This window comes from Metabacillus arenae (assembly GCF_014773385.1).
Classification (GTDB): domain Bacteria; phylum Bacillota; class Bacilli; order Bacillales; family Bacillaceae; genus Metabacillus_D; species Metabacillus_D arenae.
On sequence record NZ_JACXAI010000041.1, the window covers coordinates 1 to 22,519 of the forward strand.

Genomic DNA, 22,519 nt, shown 5'->3' on the forward strand with positions numbered 1-22,519 from the left:
AACTTCTGTCCTTTTTTCGCCATAAAAAATCACCCCTTAATTCAATATTGCCAAACTGTGGGTTTTTCAACATCTACTTTAAGGGGTGCAGTCTATATCAGGTTCCCATTCAGTAAAAAAACCCCTTAGTTCTCCTCATAAATTGATGAGAAGTTAAGAAGTCACTTTGTGATTAAGGGGCTAAGACTATACCTTTACATTTTAGAATATTGTAAATCAATAACATTTTTCAAATCTTCATTAAACTGTTCTTTATTAAAAACTTTATTAAAAAATAAATTTATCGTACCCATTATACTTAATTCATAGTTTCCACGATTAATATGAACTGTATATTGCGGCTCTGTAAGAGTATAGCCCCCAACATTAACAAACTCATACTTAAAGATACTTCGAAAGCTTCGCGATTTTAAACTTTGTGGATCACTTACTCCTATTCTGGTTTCTTCATGAAATGTTTTTTCAAATAGCCCTGTATATTCATAAAAACGATAGTTTCTATTAAGTGTATTTAAATAAGCAGTATTATCATCAAAAACAAATGTCGTATTATTTTGAATAATAGAACTATCCTTAAAATTCTCCATTATGGATAACTGCTTCATCCAATCTCTATGATAATCGAAATAAATACTAATATTTGAAGTGATAAAAAGCGCTAAAAATAGGGTAAAAATTATATTTCTAAAATTATTTCCAAGGTTAAGGAGATAAGCTATAAGCCTAACTAAAAAATATGTGATAAAACTTGCACCTAAAGGTACTAATAGTTGCTGCCTGCTATTCCAATTCTCGGGACTAGGTGTTTTTCCAACAGCTGCATAGGCAAATACCCCAAGCACAAAGAAAACAAAGCCTAATAGAAAGAAAATGACATCAACTTTCACGTTTATTTTTTCCTTAAAAACGTTCAAGCTTTTTTTAAAAACAAAGAATAATACCAGCCAAATAATGGAGAAGAATATTCCCCATAGGACTGATTTTGGGATTGATATTAAAATTGGTTCAATATAAGAGTACTTAAAAGCTCTTATTAGCTCGCTTGGCAGGTTCATAAAATTTTCAAGTGATAATTCATTGTAATTAGCATAATGTCCTGTCGTTTTTATAAATACTTTTTTAATGATCCAATAGATGATAGGCAATAAAATAAAATCTATATATTTCAATACCGTGACTGAAGCTTGCCTTATATTTAAAATGTTTACTTTTTCACAATGAAAAATATAAAAAACAATTGTTAAATAAATCACTAAGAATGATGGCGTAAAAAAAGAAAGAAAAAACAATGAAAGAGAGATAATTCTAGTAATAATCCTTTTATTACTAAGGTATTTCATCAGCAGGAGAAAGCCAAAAAAGAAAAAGAAATAGTTCATGGCATGATTTGCATTTACAATGCTGACTCTTGCAAAATTCACAGGGAAAAGCATGAAAATTAATACAATGAATAATCTAGACCAGCTATCTATCTCTTTAATCTTTTTTAAAACAAAGTATAGAAAAATTGCAGAAAATAAATAACTTAAAAATGTAATAATCCTAAGTGCCGTAACCTCATTGCCAAATAAACTGTTTAGTGCTTTTAACAACCATAGAAAGGTTAAATATCCATTCTCTCCAAATTGTTGCTCTAGTCCTTTATTTTCTACATTATGTACAGTCCAATCGTCCCAAAACAACCCATTATTCGTAACTAACAAACCGAATGTGATAGAGTACAAAGACAAAATGATTAATAAACTCTTATTTTCTATCGTTTTTATGAATTCTTGCAACTTTTGACTCACGACAAAAATCTCCCTCTAAATAATAATCAAGAATTTAATTTTATACCAAATTTTCCATTTTGACTATAATTTATTTCTAATTTCTTGAAGATTTTTTACCATTTATTTTCCTGTTAAACGTACAACGTTTCCAATAAACTAACTCACAACTGCCTTAATAGTTTTCCAGTCTTTTCTCCATTGATTAAATTCATTCGAGACGTTCGAACTAAAAAAACTCCATCCAGTCCATGAACAACCTAGGTTGTGGACAAGAATTGACTACTTTCACCTTGTGTTGAGGAAAAACTACACCTTATAGGTTAGAGGCTGGTTTTGGGAAGATTATTTGTCCCGCTCTTACGGAGTTATTTTTCACCAATACTGATAAAATGTTCTTTTATTTTCATGGGAGTAAAATCTTATGGCTTTGTGGAGGATACGTGGGGAAATGGACAAGGTAAAGGAGTACGACTTAAAGCGTCCCTAAATTTGCGTCGGTGTGACCCATATCCTGCTGGTCTCATCTAACCCTCAGGGGAATAAAGAACCCCCATTGATGATAGAGGATTCATCTTATTCTTATTGAAAAAGGGATTTTTTCATTGAATATTTATTCCCTCATCTCTCCTATCATTTTTTCTATTGCATTTTTCACAGTATAAATTGGATTCCAGCCGGTTGCATCTATAAATTTCTGATTTTCCAAGCTGCTTCTGTAGATGTCTCCTTTTCTTGCCGGAAGATATTTCGGGGTTACTGCTGGCAAATTCATGGCTGTTGAGATCATACGAAACACTTCGTTTATATTTGTTTCCGTATTAGTAGATAAATTATAAATTCCACTTTCAGCAGCTATGGAATAGGTCAGGGCCCTGGCAACATCTTCAACATAGATAAAATCTCTTGTTTGATCTCCATCTCCATAAATAAATGGTGACTCATTTTTTGTTAGCTGATCAGCAAATATTTTTATTACTCCCCCTTCACCCTCCTCGGATTGTTTTGGACCAAAAACATTTGCAAATCTTAGAATCACATAGTCGATCATGTTCTCTTGGCAAAGGGTTTTTACATAATGCTCACCAGCCATTTTGGATATCCCATATGGGGAATCTGGGTTCAATTCCTGCTCTTCCCGAATCGGAACATTAACTGTATTTCCATAAACCGCAGCTGAAGAAGCAAAAATAAACTTTTTCACTCCATTATTCTTAGCAAACTCCAGTAAATTTAATGTACCTTCAATATTCACCTTCATATCCTCTATTGGATTTTCAACTGATAAAGGGACACTTATTTGCGCTGCAAGGTGGATGATAATATCGATTTGATAAGGCTCGAGCATCTTTAGTGAATGCCGATCTAAGAGATCACCTTTCAAAAATACATCCTCTTGGTTAATATTCATTTCATTGCCTGTAGATAAATTATCAAGAATATATAGAGTATGTCCTTCCTTATGGAAAAGATCTCTTACATATGTGCCAATAAAACCTGCTCCGCCTGTAATTAAAACATTCATTATGATCCAACCTTTATATTAAGTAATATACTTTTAACCTTTATTATATATCGTTACTATATAAGCAAACAATGCTGCACTCAAGCTATCCTTTTATGAAAGGGTTTGATAATGACAGCTCAGGAGGAGAGGGCATGACATCATCATTCACCTTCAAAGCTGTCAGAACCCCTGTTTTCACTTCCTCATTACTTCTGGTAATACGACAAAAAGTGAACTTACCATTAAACCAATAATGACACCAAAGACTGCTCTTTTTGCTGGATTTTGATAGGAAGAAGTTGTATCGATTGGGTTCAAAATATAAGTTTCTTGAATATCAATATTTTCATTTTTTAATTTGGTCAATAATTCTGCTTTTGCTACTTTTTCATATTCCGTTTCAATTTTTGCAACTTCCTTAAGATCTTCTTCATACAATTTTTCCTTAGCTTCAAAAACATCGTTGCTTTCTTCTAAAAAAGTTGAAATTACACCATCTAAAACCTTTTCTGCAGTTTCTTGATTTTGTCCTTTATATGATAAAGTGATAATTTTGTTATTATCCACTTCATATAAAAGATTTGATTGAATTTCCTCTACCCCAGCCTCCAGGTTATGTTCATTTATAACGTTACCTAAATATGTATCAGAAGTCATTATTTCTTTAAGAAGTTCTGGATTTGTTAACCGGTCATTCTGAAAGTTTCCTAATTCCAGTTTTGCTTCAGCTGTATACGTCGTCGGTCTCTGCAATTCAAAGAAAAAGGCAATTGAACCTGTTAACACAGGAAGGATTACTAAAAATACAAGCAGCTTTTTAGTTCTCTCTAACATTCGATTAAAAATCTCTTTCATGCTTAGGTCACCTCTTGTTTTACCCTGCTTTTTTTATAAAACTGTACTACCCCAATTAGAAATGCAACAAAAATCCAGTTATAAGTTAGAGCCATAAATGAGTTGGGACTTATTGAGGCGAAAAGAAAAACAATTAATCCGCATAACAAAGCTTCCGTAATCATTTTTAGCTGCCAATCAGATTCTCTCATATTATAGCGAAATAGCTTAACAAACAAATAAACAAGCATGATCACATATAAGAAAAAAATGAACATTCCATAGTTTACGAAAATCTCTGCCCACCAATTATGCACATTGTAATCACCATGTGTATCATATATTTGATTATTCTCTATGTAAAACTCGGCATTTCCTGAACCAACTCCGAAGCCAAAGCTGTCTTCAATATAGACTATAATATTCTTTAATAGATTGGTTCGAATATCAACAGATCTGCTTGCCTCGTTTGGTACAAATAAAGAAACAACTTGAACCGCTACTGACTGTACAATAGGGATAATTCTGTTTGAGAAAAACAGAATGATAGGGACAACTGCTAAAGACCCTAAAATTGTAAGCTTAACTCTAAGCTTGAGGTTTATCATAAATAAATACCAGAAGGCAAAGCCAATAGCAACAGAAATATAGTTAGCTCTTGATTCTGTTAAGACAATTAACAAGAGACTGCATAAAATGCCTATCACCCCAAAAAATTTTAAAATTTTATAAGGATGGTTATGGCAAAGAGATACTAAAAAGAAAATTGCAATAGCTAAAAAGCTTGCAAAGTCATTCTCATTTACAAATACTGCTGTTGGAATATCCTGCTGGTAGCTGTATGCATAATTTATTCTTGAAATAGGCAAATGTTTTTCCAAGAAATGATTGAGAAAACCTAATCCTATTAAAGCAAAGGTCATGATGATCCAAATAAAAAAGAATTCTACATAATTTCTTTTCTCATTATAAATGGAAACCACATAGTAAGTGAAAGAAATTCCTACCACTAAGTAGGTGATATCCTTTACTCCTTCAGACAATGAAGCAGACCAGGATAACGACACTAAGGAATATAAAAACCATAAAAAGAAGAAAGCAATAATTGGCTTTACCTTTATATCCTTCCACCAAAGTATATCCCTTTTCAGCCATTGAATAAGATAAACAAGTGTTAGTATCAATAAAAATAGTCGATATGGAAATAAACTAAATCCCGGAAGAACGGCTAAAGTAATACCCCCACTTAAGAAAGCGGTAGATAATAATAAACTTAGAAGAATTTTTCGAATAGAAGATTTTATCCAAAAAAACTTAATATATTTAATTATTATCAAAATACCAGTGCTAATTATAATAATACCTGCAGCTGCCAGAAGCGGAAATTCACTTAAATATCTTAAATATAAAAACAAAATAAAGCTCAATAAGACTCCCGCAATTAATTGAGTCATTTTATTATGTAAGAAAAGTTTAATCATCTTAAGAACACCTCTGGGAGGATATTTACTTAAAGTATGAAGTAAATAATTTGTAGCTCCAGCAGCAGGGGTTTTATCCCCGCTGCTGGAAGCGAGAGCCCACAGAATGCAGGTCACATAGACGCTGCGACAGGAGGCGGCGTTTTTTAGTCTTCATTTTTTTCTGATCCTCAGAGGCTTTTATCCCCACCTATCTTCGTTGTTTCACCTGAAGATTGATTGAAAATCAGATAAATCTAACAGATCATGTCTTTATTTTTACTCTTGATTTCTTAATAACTGTGCTTCAGGTACATTTCTAAGCTTTTTAGCGGGAGAACCAACGACTAATTCTTCCTTGTTAACATCCTTAGTCACGACACTGCCTGCTCCTACAGCAGCATCCTCTGCTATCACTTTACCAGGCAGAATAGTAGAATTCGCACCTATTCTTCCTCCGTCTTTTATTGTTATGCCTTTAAACTTATCATATCTTTCCTTCGATCTCGCCATATAGTTGTCATTTGTAGTAATGACACCTGGTGCTACAAATACATAATCACCAAGATTCGAATAGGCTGTAATATAGCAATTCGTCTCCAGCTTACACTTTTCGCCGATTTTACAGTCGTTTTCTACAGCAACTCCTCGTCCAACAATGGTTCGCATGCCGATTTCTACCCGTTCTCGAATTGTAGCCAGGTCTGCAACAAATACTTCTTCCCCTAGCTTCGCGTTCGCATAGATGATAGAAGAAGTACCGATCGTACAGCCAGCTCCAATGACTGCATGAGGTAATTTCTTAACCTCAGGTAAAATGGAGTTTTTTGCACGAGTTGGCTGCTTGCCAATGACTACTTGATCTTGAATGATAACATTATCACCGATGATCGTTCCTTCATAAATAATAACATTGTTCCCTAACGTAACATTTTCACCAAATGTTACATTATCCATGATGACGACATTTTCTCCGCTAGAAGCAGGGTTCATGAGCTAACAGCCTTTCCTTAATTAGTTGAATAGAATTCTTTTATTTTAGAAACTACATATTCCTGCTGCTCTAATTTCAATTCAGGGAATATCGGGAGAGACAACACCTCTTCTGTAGCTTTTTCCGTTACAGGCAGATCTCCTTCTTTATAGCCAAGCTCAGCAAATACTGGCTGCAGGTGAAGTGATTTAGGGTAGTAGATCATAGTGGCCACACCCTGATCCTTCAAAAAGGCTTGCAGCTCGTCTCTTTTCGGTACACGTATTGTGTACTGATGGAAAATATGGTAATTGTGTTCTTCTACAAACGGTGTTACAACTAAATCACCAAGCTGGTCTTTAATCAGCTTCGTATACGTCTCTGCACGGTCGATGCGTTGTTTGCTCCAATCATTTAAATAAGGGAACTTCACATTTAAAATAGCTGCCTGCAGTTCATCTAAGCGGCTGTTGTAGCCCAGTATGTGATGAAAGTATTTTGGTTTGCTTCCGTGAACACGGATAACACTCATTGTCTCAGCAATTTCTGCGTTATTCGTAACGATCATTCCGCCGTCACCATATGCACCCAAGTTTTTTGTTGGAAAAAAGCTGTATGTTGCAGTCGTTCCTAATTCCCCTGCCTTTTTCCCCTTATATTCAGAACCGATAGCCTGGGCAGCATCTTCCACAATTGCGAGATTATGTTTATTAGCTATTTCTGCTATTTTATCCATGTCAGCCATTTGACCGTATAGGTGAACAGGTATAATGGCTTTCGTTTTAGGAGTAATCGCCGCTTCAATTTTTGATGGATCAAGATTATACGTTTTTTCTTCAATATCAACAAATACAGGAACAGCTCCAATTCTAGCAACTGCACCTGCAGTAGCAAAGAAAGTGAAGGCTGGACAAATTACTTCGTCTCCTGGCTCTACTCCGCATGCAACAAGAGAAATGTGGATGGCGTCACTGCCATTTCCTACTCCTACTCCATACTTGACATGGCTATATTCAGCAATAGATTTCTCAAGCCTCTTAACATTGTCACCTAAAATAAATCTAGCGGATGACATTACTTCCTCCAAAGCTTGATTTATATCTGATTTTAAGGCTTGATACTGTTCAGTAAGATCCAACATAGGTACTTTCACCTTAGATTCCCCTTTTCAACGAATTTTTGTAAGCTGCATACTGAGACAAATTTATCTGAAAGCTTTTCAATATTATGATTTTCCTGAAGATATTCAAAGCTTGACTCTTTAATTGCCGACTTTTCTTCATCAGTCAAATTTAAAAGGCTGATTAAGCCTTCTGCGAATAAAGACGGATTTTCAGGCGGAACAGTTTGTCCAGCTTTTGCAAGGTCAACGATATTATTGGAAACATTTCCTGCAAATAAAATGGGTTTTCCTACTAGTAAATAATCATTTAATTTATTTAAACTAATCCCATATTTATAAAGTGCTGTATCAAGCATGGACACCATTACTACATCGGCTATCGATAAAGTGGCTAATACCTCATCTTTAGGCACACCTTCAAAAAAATAAACATTTTCATACTCTTTTGCAGCATTTATTAGATTTTCCCTTTCAGGTCCATCCCCTACAAAAACATAAGCCATATCGCTTGCGTTCATATACTTAGCACTTTCAACAATCGTATATAGTGAATTCGCTATTCCATGAGATCCGACATACATCGCGATCTTCTTGTGTTTTCTCTTAATATTACTTATTTCATTTTCTAATGTAGAACGATTATTCAACTCTTCTATTTTATCTATATCAATACCATTGGGAATATAATAGATTTTATTTGGATCATTTCCTAAGCTCTCGATATATCCAGGAGCACCAGGTAATGTAACAATAATTCGGTCCGCTTTTTTATAAACAAAACGTTCAATCATTCCAAACATGATTGCAGCAGGGTGCCTTTTACTTATTGCTCCAAAGTCGATTAAGGTTTTTGGCCAAAGATCGCGAATTTCAACAATGTAGGTTGCCTTTTTAATGCGGCTTAAAAAATAACCTGCTAAACATGCAAAAAGATGAACAGATGAACCGACAACTACATCGGGTTTTTCTTTCTTTCTAAAACCTCTCCAAAGCGAGGTGAAAAAGTAGCTCAGCATATTAAATACTCTTTTTACTCCATTTCCTTTATAAGGAAGCGTCCACACCCATTCAAACGTGACACCATTTACATCTTCACTATAATTTTTCTTGGCAGGATCCCGCCATTTAAATAAATAGGCTAAAAAACTGCTTGCAAATATCGTGACTTCATGACCATTTTTTATCATATATTTTGACAAATCATAATGTCTTGTAATACCAATATCAGTAGGCTTTAATGCAACATGATTTAAAATCCAAATCTTCAAGGTTCCTACCACCTTATTAGATCAATTATAAAGTGAAACTTCGATGAGTAGGGTTTTTTCCACTCATGGTCAGCCCGCACTAATCGGACCTTTACGGGCAGTTATCCCCGCTTACCCTAATTGTTTAATCTAGAGCTTGAAGTTCAGGGGCTTTACTCACCCGTTAAGTGTGAGATAAATGGTCATATAGCTCAATCAAATGTTCACTTTCTGTTTCCCAATTGTATTTTTCTTCAATTGCTCGTCTGCCGTTCTCCCCCATTTGCTTTGCTTCTTCAGGATTGTCTAAAAACCATTGAATAGCATCAGCAGCTGCATCAGTATCAAGGGGGTCGATACATTTCCCGCACTGATTTCCCTCTACAATTTCCTTCCATAAAGGAAAGTTTGAAGCAATTACAGGCAGTCCAGCAGACATATATTCAAACAATTTTATTGGATATGAAACAACATACCGCGGCTCTGGGTGTAACAGCACTAGACCAACATCTGAGCTGCTTAAATAACGTTTGATCTGGTCTCTTGATAACCATCCTAAATGATTGACATATTTCCAGCCTGGTTTTTCTTTCATCGCCTCTTCTAAGCTGGCAGGAGCAAACTTACCAGCAAGTAATAATCTTGCAGGTCTTCGTGCATTTATCTTTTCAACAGCTTCCATCATTTCCTCAATGCCTCTTAAAGCTGTGATGCCTCCTATATAAAGAACATTACCATCAGAAGTCGAATTGTGATTTTCCCCTTGTTCCACAGCCCCATTATGGAGTTCATTTAAAATAGGGAAGTTATGTATTGTAGCAGTAGAAGAATTGTATGTTTGAAAACGACCTGCTATTGTAGGTGTCGCCGCCACCACAGCATCAAAGCGCTGGGAGGAATACTTTTCTACCGCTTTAACAACCTTTGAAATTAGCCGCCTTAAAGGCTTGGGTATCCATTCTTTTGAAAGAACCTGTTCAGGAACATCCTCATGGACATCGTAGATTACTTTTTTTCTATTCTTTTTAAGGAGCAGTCCTACTGGCATTAATTCGGGATCATGAAAATGGTAGACATCGGCATCCTCTTTCAATGCCTGCTTATATACACTTATAGGCCCCTTTACCATTTTAAAAAAACGGTTAGGACTGGCAGCTTTTACCCCAATAATATTCACCCCATACTTTGTATCGGAGGGGTGATTTGCAACAATTAAGGATACATCATGTCCTGCTTTAGCCAATGATTGACATTCCTTAATCAAAATGCGAATATCTTCTGAAGGATGAACAGATGTGAGATGACATATCTTCATAGAGAACTTCCTTCTTTCTCTCTAAAATCATTAAACGGAGATCTGACCTAAAATAGATTCGGCCAATTTATTAGACTCTTTTCTATGTGATTTTTGCTTTTAACTTACCAGACCTATTGAATAAAGGCAATCGGGTTAGTCGCCGATTGCTTCAAGTCTCGCCTCTCACTTCAAGTGATACCCTAAATCTCGAAGTAATAGACTCTGTTTCAATGGGAAACTAAGTTTGCAAAGACAGCCATATATTAAAGCCGATAATATTTTGCTGCCAAATCTTTATAATCCCTAAGTGCATTTCTTGTATCAAAAATGACATCTGCATGTTTAGCAATCATTTCATAGTCAAAAGGAGTGTGGTCAGTGGTGATTAGGACAAGATCAGCAGATTGAATTAATTCTAAAGTTAAATCGTGTGTTTTTACTGCCTCTCCTCTAAATTTAAATTCCTTCACAAAAGGATCAACTGGAATCCATTCTGCTCCAGCTTTTTCAAGCTCTTCTATGATTATTAGAGAAGGAGATTCACGCACATCATCTATATCCTTTTTATAGGAAAGACCTAAAACAACAACCTTTGAACCGTTTAAAGCTTTCTTTTCTTTATTTAAGATTTTCATACTTCGATCGATAACAAAATCAGGCATACTATTATTAATTTCACCTGCAATTTCAATCAATTTGGTATGATAATTGTATTCTCTCGCTTTCCATGTTAAATAGAAAGGATCAATTGGAATACAGTGACCGCCTAATCCAGGTCCTGGGTAGAACGCCATAAAGCCATAAGGTTTAGTTGCAGCTGCATCAACGACCTCCCAAACGTCAATTCCCATTCTATCACACAAAATAGCCATTTCATTTGCTAATGCGATATTGAGATGGCGGAATGTGTTCTCTAGAATCTTTTCCATTTCAGCAACTGCAGGACTTGTGACAAGATGAACATCCCCCTCTAGAACCTGCTTATAAAGTTCTCCTGCTATTGCTGTACATGTTTCTGTAATGCCGCCAACGACTTTTGGCGTATTTTTAGTATTAAAGTGCTTGTTACCGGGATCAACACGTTCTGGAGAGTAAGCAAGGAAAAAGTCTTCTCCGCATGTTAATTTAGTAGCTTCGAGAATCGGCTTTAAAACCTCTTCTGTTGTACCAGGATAAGTGGTACTTTCTAACACAATTAACATTCCCTCGTGAAGGTACTTCGCAATTTCCTTACCAGAGCTTTCAACATATGAAGTATCAGGCTGCTTATATGTATCTAATGGAGTTGGAACACAAATGGCCACAGCATCAACTTCTGCAATTCTTGAATAGTCGACAGTTGCTTCCAGTAATTTCTTAGACGTAATTTCTGATAATTCTTCATTCACTACATCTCCAATGTAGTTCACACCATCATTCACCATGTCTACACGTTTTTGCTGAATATCAAACCCAATTACCTTATATCCTGCTTTTGCTTTCTCTACTGCAAGTGGAAGTCCAACATATCCAAGTCCTACTACTCCAATAATAGCTGTTTTTGATTCTATTTTATTTAATAAAGCCCTTGCTGTTTGATTCAACTCTTTATCAAATGACATCATATTGTGCCTCACTTTCCTATTTCAACTGGCTGATTTTTCTCTGCCGATTCGTAAAAAGAAAGGACTAACTGAAGAGCTCTTTTCCCATCTTCTCCAGTGACGATGGGTTCTTTATCTTCTGTTATCGATACAGTCATATCTTCAATGATCCATTGGTGACCCGGTTTCCCCATTGGATTCTCATCAATTTTCGCCTTTAGATCGTTAACGATTTCCTCGCTTAACCCCTCAATATTCATATGTTCTATTTTTGTGGCAGTAACTCCGCCTATTTTAATCGTTCCATTTTCTCCAAAGATACTAATCGTTTCTTCTAAATTCTTTGGATAGATAGTGGTGGCAGCTTCAACAACTCCAAGAGCCCCATTAGTAAACCTTACAACTCCAGTTGATACATCTTCTGCCTCAATCTTTCTTAATCTCGTTGCATCCATACTGAATACTTCCTCAACCTCACCCATAAACCAAAGCATGAGATCAAGATTATGGATGGCCTGATTCATTAGGACTCCTCCATCAAATTCCTTTGTCCCTCTCCAGCTTGCCTGGTCGTAGTATTCTTGGTTCCTATTCCATCTTACCGCCACATTTGCATGGCTCAGTTTTCCCAATAAACCATCATCCATTAATTTTCTTAATTCCATCATGACAGGTCTGAAACGGTTGGGATGAACAACTGCAAGCTTAACACCATTATCCTTACAAGCTTCAATAATGGCATCTGCATCCTCTATTTTAAGGGCAATCGGTTTTTCTACTACCAGATGCTTCTTTGCCTTTGCGGCTTTTACAGCAAGGGGAGCGTGTACTCCGCTCGGTGTACAAATATTTAAAACTTGTATATCTTCCACTTTAAGCATTTTATCAAGGTCTGTATATGTATCCGCTCCATACTCTTCTTTAAAGTAAGTCATTCGATCCGGATCCGTATCACAAACTGCAAGTAATTTGGAGTCTTCAGCTTTTTTAATTGCCTCTGCATGCTTTTTTGCAATATGCCCACAACCTACTATCGCATAGTTTATCATTTGATCCTATCCCCTTTACATTTTTTAACATTGTTATTATGAATTACTCGGTTTTATTTTTTTTGAAAAATTAGCTAAAATCCTTTTATATAAAAGAAAATCTTGTTTTTTGATTATTAAAAAATTTACAATAGGCTGCTTTGTTATTTTACTAAATATAATAACCTTAATAATGAAGCTAACTAAATAAGTAACCGTACTTGCAATCGCTGCTCCTTTTATCCCAATAGCGGGGATTAATATCAAATTTAATATCAAATTCAACCCTACATTAACAAAGGCTACATACATATTAATTTCAGGTTTCCCTCTAGCAGCTAAATCATTCGATAAAAGTTTCTCGATAGAAAGTACTGCCAGCCCAGGTAGAAGAATTTGCAAAATGAGGGCACTTTCACTATAATCTTTATCTATTATCACAGTAAATATAAAATTAGACAAAAAGAAAACAATTACAGAGAGAATCGTTATGAAAATCAACATATTTCTACTAACTATTGATGATATGTAGTTCCGTTCCTCTTCATTATTTAGGGAAGCAACCCTTGGAAGTAGGACAGTTGATATAGATTGAGAAAAGACAGAAAGCCTTTCCCCTATACTTACTGCTACAGAATAGACCCCAACTGCAAAAGGATTAATAAAATAGCCTATTAGAAAAATGTCTAAACGGTAGTTTAAAAAAGTCATTACGTTACTAATATGAGTTTTAAATCCATAATTTAATGACTTTTTAAAATATGGCTTAGAGAAAAAAGTAAGATTCAATCTCATTTTGTATTTATAGAAGATCACATATAAAACAAAAGATACTGATATTAAATATCCAATAATGAAAGCAAATATCGCCCCCTTCAATCCTAAATCAAAAACTATAAGGAAGATCGTCACCATTAATAGATTTGAAGTTTGCTGTATAACCAAAATAGAATTAAACATTTTAAAATTTTGCAAACCTTGAAAAATTGTTTGCAAAAAAATCATTAAAAACATGAATGGCAATGCCAATAAAGCTAAATATAATATATCCGTATTAACCTCTTTAAATGTTGTAGAGGAGAGAAGTATGATGACAACAGAACCGATTCCTACAGATAACAAGGATAAAAGAAAGCCTGTTAATACGTTTGTATTAAAGGCGGTATTTAAATCCACTTCTTTTTTACTCACATAATAAATTGTGGATGAATTGATTCCCAGATTCATGAAAGTTTGAAGCATTAAAGGCACCATTGTGATGAGAGTATATTTCCCTTGCGCTTCAGGTCCTAAAACTTTCGCAATAATGATGATTAACAAGAATCCAATCAAAATACTTGCTAATTGCCGAGTTAAAGTAATCATGCTGTTTCTGGCAAATTGTTTGTTTGAAGATGTCATTTTCAATCACCTTTTTTTAATGAGACCGTAAATAATAAATAATTTTTTTCAGCATTATACTCTTCAGACCATTTCTTAAAAGCATTTTCACTCTTCTGATTTTTTTGTTCCCCTGAACTATGGTAGAAATCTTTTATAGTCAAAGAAAGTTCTTCAGCGGTTACGTCTGGAGGAACAAGGATTCCATTATGTTCATCAACTAATTCTGAAGTACCTCCTACATCAGTTGCTAAAACAGGAATCGCGCAGCTAAAAGCCTCCATAATGGATACTGGAACCCCTTCACTTTTACTTACATTGATAAATAAATCAACAGGTTGATCAATATAATTTTTAATAACATCTTTATTATCCATATTTCCCAGAAGCTTCACCTGAATGTTGTTTGGCAGCTCGTTAATTTGCCCCTCTATCTCTCTTCTTAATTCCCCATCTCCAATATGTCTCCATTCAATCGGAATGTCAGAAATACTTTTTAATGCATCCAAAATCAAATGTACTCTTTTTACTGGTGAAAGAAAGGAGCAGCTGGCAATTCTTAAAACATTATCGGCCGATCGCTTGGAGAACGAAGGTGCTTTTAGACTACCTAGTCTTTCAATCCTGATTTTTTCTACAATAGAGCCGCCATGCTCATTCAAAAGATAATTTTTCCCGTCTTCTGATATAACAAAAACCTTGTTTAACCTTTCAATTATCTCTTTTTGAAGAGGCAAATACTCCGGAACATGCGCATAGGCATAGAGGTCTCCCCTATGCGCTCGTGATACTGCTTTCACTCCAGGGAACTCCTCCTTTAATAAGGCTAATGCTAAAGCAGAAGTACTCAACCAATATGAATAGAAAATATGATCTTCCAGTTCTTCTCCAAATTTCGCTTTAATAAAATCCTTCAAATGCAGAGCTGTTCCTAACCAACTTAAAAGAATGAATTGACATTTTGGATGGATGCCTCTTGCTCTAGAAAAGTCCTTTCCGAACCATAATCTTCCTTGCTTAGAAGAGAAAACCCTTAAAGTATAATGAACGAATTTAGAATATTTGTTTGAATTTATTGAAAAATCATCATATATAATGACGTTTGAAGGAACTTTTCTACCGTTTATTTTACTTGAGGCATTTACCGGTATAATATGTACTTCATTAAATTGTTCAGCAAGATACTTGATTTCTGTTTCCAAAAACTGCTCTCCAGGCAAGAACGGGAAACGATTCGTTAACAACACTAGTTTTTGCTGTTTTATTTCTTTAGAAATCATACAAAAGCTCCTTTTATCAAGAAAACGAATTTACATCTAGGTGGTATTTGATGAAATCAGTGAACTTCCTGATTTCTTTATAAAACCTCTTTATACCCTTGAGCCTTAGATTAACTTAAATTCTCTGATCTCACTAAAGAAAAGACGACTAATCAGCCGTCATTGTTTTCCAAAAACTTTTTTATAAAACTTTAATAGCGGCCTGTGGTTTTCACTAACCAAGCCAACTGTTTCAGCGATCAAATCCGCAATTAAAATCAAAGCTAAAAGGATTAATAATGAACCCCATAAGGTTGTGGATTCAAATATTACAGCACTTATTGAAAATAAAGTCCCAAATGCATATATGACTAAGACGGTTTTTCTATGTGATAGGCCAATAGCCATTAGCCTATGGTGTAAATGAGACTTATCAGGTGCTGAAATAGGTTTCTTATTAACAATTCTTCGAATGATAGCACATAATGTATCAAAAATAGGAACACCTAAAATAATAATTGGAACGACAAAACTAAATAATGTAACACTTTTATATAATCCTAACAAAGAAAGGATACTTATTGAATATCCTAAAAATAAAGCACCTGTATCGCCCATAAAAATTTTTGCCGGGTGAAAATTATAGAATAAAAATGCAAGGGTACTTGCAAGCAGTATGACAGCCAAGGATAAAATCAGGGATTTTCCGAGTAATCCTGCCATTACTGCAATTGTTCCTATAATAATGGCAGATATACCTGCGGCGAGTCCATCCAAACCATCTATTAGGTTAATCGCATTTGTAATCCCTACAATCCAAAGGACAGTGACAGGATAAGCCCATAACCCTAAATCAATAACTGACAAAAAAGGTATGTTTAAGAATTCAATTGTCATTCCTGTACTTACGACGATTATTGCAGCAGCTGTTTGTACAAGCAATTTCACCTTAGCTGATAACTCCATAAAGTCATCTAACATACCTGTTATTATGATTATTAATGCGCCTGCAATAATACCTGTCATCTTATTTTCATAAAGTCCACTTGCAAAATATCCTACTGCTACACCTATAAAGATCGCAAGACCACCTAAGGTGGGCATTACTTTCTGATGAACTTTTCTGACATTTGGTTTATCGATAGCACCAATTTTTATGGCAATTTTCATAACCAACGGAGTAACCACTAGGACAGTTATAAATGAAGCTATAAAAGCTAAAACTACTCTTATGTCCATGATATATCTCCTTTTTCATTTACTAAAAGCGCTTTTAAATTATATTTGTTTTGTATCATATGGTTTGTCCACAAGTATTATTACTTTTTATTTCTTCAAGTATTCCAGGTCAAACATATTGTACTATAGGTCATCGTTTGATTAAATGGATAATGAATAAAAAAGTCGTTTGTAATGGCATCTGCCATTTTTAGTCCAGCCTTCTTGATATAGATTGGTCAATTGCCAATTTTAATATACCATATAACAGGTCCTACAAAAATTATTTTGTTAAGATGATTAGGAATTCCTACCCGAATAAATTAAACAAATCAATGGAGTCATGAAAAAATTGGGAGGAACATCTTATTCATTTCAAAAGTTTAATTCCTATTTAAATTACATAAAACAAAGCTTTTGAATACATGAATAAGCTTCATTTTCACCTCAGCAGACCAAACCTTTAGCCAAGAAAATTTCCTCGTTTACGACAAAAAACAGGCTATTAAAGCCTGTTAAAAAGTTATTCCATCTCTGATTTCTTTTCTAGATTTTTTTGTTTTCTTTGCTCCCTCTGATTTACTTTTATCAAGAACGACAATAACAGTTCTGAGTAAAAGGAGAATATCTAAAAAGATCGAGTAATTTCGAATATAATACAAATCATATCTAAGCTTATCTTCTACGCCTGTAGTATATTTGCCCATTACTTGAGCAACTCCGGTAATCCCAGGCTTCACTGTACTTCTATATTTATAAGTTTCGTGTTGTTTTTCAAACTGCTTTATAAAATGTTCTCTTTCCGGACGGGGACCAACAATAGACATATCCCCGTTAATTACATTAATAAATTGAGGTAATTCATCTATTCGTGTTAACCTCAAGAATTTCCCGATTTTTGTAATCCTTTTATCGTCTGAAGAAGCCAAAACAGGACCCGTATTTTTTTCTGCATCTTCAATCATAGTACGAAATTTTAATACGGTAAATTCTTTATTATATCGACCTAGTCTTTTTTGACCATAAAATATAGATCCTTTTGGATCTTCTAATTTTATTAGAATAATAGTCAATAAGAATAATGGAGATAATAATAGTAACGAAATACATCCAAGCACCAAGTCAAACATTCTTTTAACAATTTGCTGATCTAAAGTTAAACCAAATGGCCTTACTGCTAATACCATAGAATCATCAAATGAAGTAATATATGACTTTGATAAAATGAGTTCGTATGCAGATGGCACTACAAACACAGTTCTGTTTTTACTAATAGATTCATATATAACTTTGGTTTTAATTGCTTCACTTACGTTTGGCGCAATCGCAACTTTATCTGCATTTTTAATTAATTGATCAATATTATCTTTGATACTGCTTTCAGTATTAATACACGTGATTTCAATATTTGTTGAAAATGCTCCGCGAAGCTCTTTGACTAATTTCGAAAGGTCCTTTTTTGGCCCAAACAAAAGAACTCTATCTACATTCTTGCCTTTCCTAAACCAAATAAAAGTTAACTTCCACACCAGCATTAGAAATATTGAAATTCCAAATGAAATGACGATGATTGACCTTGGTAATGCAAATTCACGGAAAATAAAAGAAAAAGCCATTGTTATGAATACAATAAAGGTATTGGCAACTAGTATATCTCTTACAACATCCCATTTATTTCTTCTCTGAAGATTATAAAGTTCATACACTGATAAAAAGATTAACCCAATTAAAAGGATCCATGGCAGCAACGAAATGAAAGAATCCATGTTTCTTTTTGGTAAATCATCAAATCTCAGAAAGAAAGCCAATGGATAGGAAAGGAATAGGATAAACAGATCTATACCTAGAAATATAAATTTATTTCTTCTTCTTATTGTAAGTTCAGGCATTTAATTCCCTCCTCAAACTGCAAATATCCTTTATTATTTTAACAGGACTATTTCATAAACTCATTGTATTTCTTAATGATTTCTTTCGTTTCTCCAATTTCCATTATAACGCCTTTATCCAGCCATATTACCTGATCGCATAAATCCTCAATTACACCTAAACTATGTGAAACCATAATAACAGTTCGTTTATTATTAATTAAACTTCTTATTTTCTTATCACTTTTTTTCTTGAATCTTGCATCCCCTACGCTAAATACTTCGTCAATTAGTAATAATTCTGGCTCAATATGTGAAGCAATTGAGAAAGCCAATTTAGTCCTCATACCTGAAGAGTATGTTCTAAGAGGAGCATCAATGAATTCTCCCAGCTCCGCAAATTCTATAATCTCATCTATTTTTTCCTCAACTTGTGCTTTTGTTAAACCTAACAAAATTCCGTTTAGAAAGATATTATCTATGCCGGGCAGATCATTTTGAAAACCGGCTCCTAAAGCAAGTAAGGATACTGAATCAGTATTTATAGTTAATGACCCAGAATCAGGCTCATAAACTTTTGCAAACATCCTGAGCAGTGTTGATTTACCGGCACCATTCCCGCCAATTAACCCAACTGTTTTACCATGTTCTATCTTAAAATTCAAATCCTTTAAGGCATGAACCGTCTTTCCGCGTTTTTCTTTATTTTGTTTCTTAAAATTACTGAACATAGAATTTCGGAAGTTAAGGGATTGAATAAAAGTATATTTTAAGTTTATATCCTCTGCTTCTATAATGTATTTACCCATAAATATCACACCTATAGCTTTTAGCTCATTTTTAAATAAGTTTTATCATATTTGTTTAGTTTTGCTAATCCAAAATAAATTAACCCCAAGCTTATTAAGCCTAAAATCAATAACGGGCCATATAAAGGGGAAGATTCGTACATAATAACATTTCGATAGCTCTCAAAGAATGTCGTAAACGGATTTAGCCACCATATAAAACGAACAGACTCAGGTATCATATCTAAAGAATATAATCCAGGAGATACATAAAACCATAATCTAATGATATGTGTTAAAAGATTTTTCATATCTTTAAAAAACACACCGTAATGGGCTACCAAAAGTGAACATCCATACAAAAACAAGAAATTCACAAAAATTATAATTATGATCTCAAAGAAATGGAATGTTAATTTAATATTAAATATAAAAATCATCGGAAATAAAATCACTAAGCCAAAAATAAACTTGGTAAAATTAACAATACTCTGCGTTAACGGCAGCAGGAACTTAGGGATGTATGTTTGATTTAGTATACTAATTTTTGAACGAATTGCATTTGCACTATTCATTAAAGAAGAAGTAAACCATTTCCAGGAGAGCAGAGCACAAAATACAAACAATGGAAATGCTTCTGTTCTTCCTTCAAATATTACAGTAAACAAGATCGTGTAAACAATCATATGAAAAAGCGGGTCTAATAACCACCAAACATAACCCAATAGGGTATTTGCAACCTGTACTTTCAATTCGTATTTAGAATTAAAAACAACAAACTCTTTATATTTTTTAAGATCAAAAAATGTTTTTGATAAAAGATTTTTATTTTTAGTCTCTTCCATACTAACTTTTCTTCCTACTCTATATTCCATCCTTATTCACCTATTTATCAGATTTAAAACTGTTTTAAATCATATCACTTTAAAGGTCGAATGTCCATGTCTATCATTTTACATCTATATCGCTTAATGTCTCAAGTATTCTCTTATGGTAACTAATTAAGTCAACAACCTTCTGGTCAACCTTGTTTTGTTTAAGATTATCTATATAGTAATTTGCACAACTTACTGTCGTTGTGGTTGGTAATATTTTTTGAGTATATATTAAGGAAGTAGAGGAAATACCAATTACTTCCTTCGGTTTCTTCACTTTTAATATTGCTTCAAATGGAACTTCTATATTTAAATCAATTATTTCTGCATCCAGTTTGAAGTTTTGCAGACCGCTCCAGAAGGCTTCCTTCATTTCTGTTGAATCTTTCGGATGAAACTTAACAAATATTTTATCTTCATTATAATATTGTGACAGGAAAGAAAGGATAATGTTAACGTGTAAATTTACAGGAACATTATACCTTTGATTTACAAAAACTACCGAATTCGAAGCTAACTTCTTAAGCGTGTTGCTTCGATTTATGACCTCTGTTGTTTCTTCATTTAACGAATAGTCACTTATCATTTCATTATAGACTTTAGACTTGAAAATATCTTTCGCTTTTTCTGGAAAGGTCACATATACTTCGTCAAACTCATTAATTGTTTTAAAGGCACTTTTCAAATGTTTTGGATAAATGCTCGCTTTCAAATTTTTTCTTTGTTCTTTAGTAAATAGTGCAGCAATCAGTCTTTTCAAAGTTCTAATTGATGCCTTTGTTAATTGAGTAATAGCAGCAAATAATTTCTTAAATGCGTTTTTAAAATCGTTTCCAGAGATGCGGAAAGCTCGTTTCATTCTTTTCGTTAACTTAGGTTCTTCTTCATCTTCTTCAATTAAAAACTTATAAGTGGCCGTACCGTCTTCAAATAATACAGTCATGACACTTTTTTCAACAGCAATATCTTTTATAAAGTTGTAATGTGACTCAAAAGAACATATAAAAACCTTTTCAGGGTTATATTTATTAAATAACTGTTCATATTCAAGCCTTATTTTAGCAAGCTTTCTGATTGAGAAGTTATTTGGATGATTCGGTAACAATACTGTCTCTTTTTTAACAAATAAAGATTCATCTACATTCGCATGTAAATAATCAAGAATGGTTGTATTTACGTTGGTATAAAGTAAGGCTAAAATATTTTGATCTAAATTTTTTTTTCGTATAAGCGCTTGAGCTTGGTAAAGCTGCCCTATATTAGAAACAATAAATAAATTCACAAAAATACCACCTTATTATTAGAAAAACGCTAGGCACTAGTCCATCCGCGACAAGTATAAGACGAGCTGCTGGAGGGGTCTTCTTTAACCTTCTCGGGTGATGGATGGGCGGATTATGATCAACCTTGACTGGGCCAGGGCGAGTACAAGCCAATTCTTCTAAAAAGGCTGTCATTGCCTTTTTAGAAGAATTGGCTTTTGACCTAAAGAATCTGTTTAGACTCTGACTGGACAATACTAGCTCCATTTCAACTCTCTAATCAATTTAAATTCTCTGTAAACACCAGTAAAACACCTCTTTCTCGGGTACCGAGGAAAGAGGTGCTTTTTTATTTACTCTCTAGAAATATTTTGGCTATTTCCAGATCAATTAATTCATCAATGTCAATGCTATATCTATATTCCATCATATAGGGAACTTGATTATCATTTAAACTTGTATTATTCGTCAAATCCTCTATTTTGTTAATATAGATCGCACCATTCACCTTATAGAACTCAGGAAAGTCCTGCCTTCTAACAGTACTGGAAGTTTTTAAAACCGGCTCCAATTCTTCACTTTCATTAACGGAACGGATTAGAATTGGGTGTTCCTGTACAGGGGAAACACTAGTCAATGATGATTTGCCAGTTTTCACGATTTTCTCAATCGCACCGTCAATGTGCATGCTTAAACGAAGCGGCTGTGTTGGCTGAAGCAATACAAGATAATCGTAGAACCTTCCTGCTTTCTCCAGCTCAGTTATAGCATGTATCAATACATCAATTGACTTAGCGGTATCTGAGGCCAATTCTGCCGGGCGGATAAATGGAATCTCTGCTCCTGCCTCTTTTGCAACAGACGCTATCTCTTCACTGTCTGTAGTGACAATAACATCATCTATAAATTTTGAGCTTTTAGCCGCTTCAATCGTATAATGAATTAAAGGTTTACCCTTTAGTTCAATAATATTTTTTTTTGGTATCCCTTTGCTTCCGCCTCTAGCTGGAATAACAGCGAGAAATCTTTTTCCTTCATACATAAAATC

General features: G+C 34.2%; 18 protein-coding genes. All 18 read right to left on the reverse strand.

Annotated elements, in window-relative coordinates; all coding sequences use genetic code 11:
• Positions 1-194 precede the first annotated feature (194 nt).
• Positions 195-1,790, reverse strand: coding sequence for a hypothetical protein (locus tag IC621_RS22615; protein ID WP_191161727.1), 1,596 nt, complete (start codon positions 1,788-1,790; stop codon positions 195-197).
• Positions 1,791-2,382: 592 nt separating this feature from the next.
• On the reverse strand, positions 2,383-3,294 hold the full coding sequence (locus IC621_RS22620) for an NAD-dependent epimerase/dehydratase family protein (protein WP_191161729.1): 912 nt from the start codon (positions 3,292-3,294) through the stop codon (positions 2,383-2,385).
• 177 nt (positions 3,295-3,471) lie between these two features.
• A complete protein-coding gene (locus IC621_RS22625) occupies positions 3,472-4,131 on the reverse strand; it encodes a GumC domain-containing protein (protein ID WP_191161731.1) in 660 nt (219 codons plus the stop codon).
• Positions 4,132-4,133: 2 nt separating this feature from the next.
• Entirely contained in the window at positions 4,134-5,591 is a 1,458-nt protein-coding gene (locus IC621_RS22630; RefSeq protein ID WP_191161733.1) for an O-antigen ligase family protein, read from the reverse strand.
• Between the two features lie 258 nt (positions 5,592-5,849).
• Positions 5,850-6,563, reverse strand: a complete 714-nt coding sequence (locus IC621_RS22635; RefSeq protein ID WP_191161735.1) for an acyltransferase — start codon at positions 6,561-6,563, stop codon at positions 5,850-5,852.
• Between the two features lie 17 nt (positions 6,564-6,580).
• Entirely contained in the window at positions 6,581-7,696 is a 1,116-nt protein-coding gene (locus IC621_RS22640; protein WP_191161737.1) for a DegT/DnrJ/EryC1/StrS family aminotransferase, read from the reverse strand.
• Positions 7,693-8,934, reverse strand: coding sequence for a glycosyltransferase family 4 protein (locus tag IC621_RS22645; protein ID WP_191161739.1), 1,242 nt, complete (start codon positions 8,932-8,934; stop codon positions 7,693-7,695). Before IC621_RS22645 ends, IC621_RS22640 begins: the two co-directional genes overlap by 4 nt.
• A gap of 163 nt (positions 8,935-9,097) precedes the next feature.
• On the reverse strand, positions 9,098-10,228 hold the full coding sequence (locus IC621_RS22650; protein WP_191161741.1) for a glycosyltransferase family 4 protein: 1,131 nt from the start codon (positions 10,226-10,228) through the stop codon (positions 9,098-9,100).
• A 245-nt stretch (positions 10,229-10,473) separates the two neighbouring features.
• Positions 10,474-11,814: a nucleotide sugar dehydrogenase gene (locus IC621_RS22655; protein WP_224752747.1), complete on the reverse strand. Its 1,341-nt coding sequence runs from the start codon at positions 11,812-11,814 to the stop codon at positions 10,474-10,476.
• 8 nt (positions 11,815-11,822) lie between these two features.
• A complete protein-coding gene (locus IC621_RS22660) occupies positions 11,823-12,842 on the reverse strand; it encodes a Gfo/Idh/MocA family protein (RefSeq protein WP_191161743.1) in 1,020 nt (339 codons plus the stop codon).
• A gap of 36 nt (positions 12,843-12,878) precedes the next feature.
• The gene (locus IC621_RS22665) at positions 12,879-14,222 is read right to left on the reverse strand and encodes a flippase (protein ID WP_224752750.1); all 1,344 of its coding nucleotides are present in this window, start codon (positions 14,220-14,222) and stop codon (positions 12,879-12,881) included.
• A gap of 2 nt (positions 14,223-14,224) precedes the next feature.
• Positions 14,225-15,481, reverse strand: a complete 1,257-nt coding sequence (locus tag IC621_RS22670; protein WP_191161747.1) for a glycosyltransferase — start codon at positions 15,479-15,481, stop codon at positions 14,225-14,227.
• 159 nt (positions 15,482-15,640) lie between these two features.
• Positions 15,641-16,699 carry a glycosyltransferase family 4 protein gene (locus tag IC621_RS22675; protein WP_191161749.1) on the reverse strand — a complete coding sequence of 353 codons (1,059 nt, stop codon included), beginning with the start codon at positions 16,697-16,699 and terminating at the stop codon, positions 15,641-15,643.
• A 494-nt stretch (positions 16,700-17,193) separates the two neighbouring features.
• Positions 17,194-18,567 (reverse strand): sugar transferase, encoded by a 1,374-nt coding sequence (locus IC621_RS22680; protein WP_191161752.1) that lies wholly within the window; start codon positions 18,565-18,567, stop codon positions 17,194-17,196.
• 47 nt (positions 18,568-18,614) lie between these two features.
• A complete protein-coding gene (locus IC621_RS22685) occupies positions 18,615-19,355 on the reverse strand; it encodes an ABC transporter ATP-binding protein (RefSeq protein ID WP_191161754.1) in 741 nt (246 codons plus the stop codon).
• Between the two features lie 20 nt (positions 19,356-19,375).
• Complete coding sequence (locus tag IC621_RS22690) at positions 19,376-20,209, reverse strand: ABC transporter permease (protein WP_191161756.1); 834 nt, start codon at positions 20,207-20,209, stop codon at positions 19,376-19,378.
• A gap of 73 nt (positions 20,210-20,282) precedes the next feature.
• Positions 20,283-21,491, reverse strand: a complete 1,209-nt coding sequence (locus IC621_RS22695; RefSeq protein WP_191161758.1) for an alpha-2,8-polysialyltransferase family protein — start codon at positions 21,489-21,491, stop codon at positions 20,283-20,285.
• Positions 21,492-21,820: 329 nt separating this feature from the next.
• Positions 21,821-22,513 (reverse strand): acylneuraminate cytidylyltransferase family protein, encoded by a 693-nt coding sequence (locus IC621_RS22700; protein ID WP_191161760.1) that lies wholly within the window; start codon positions 22,511-22,513, stop codon positions 21,821-21,823.
• Positions 22,514-22,519 lie beyond the last annotated feature (6 nt).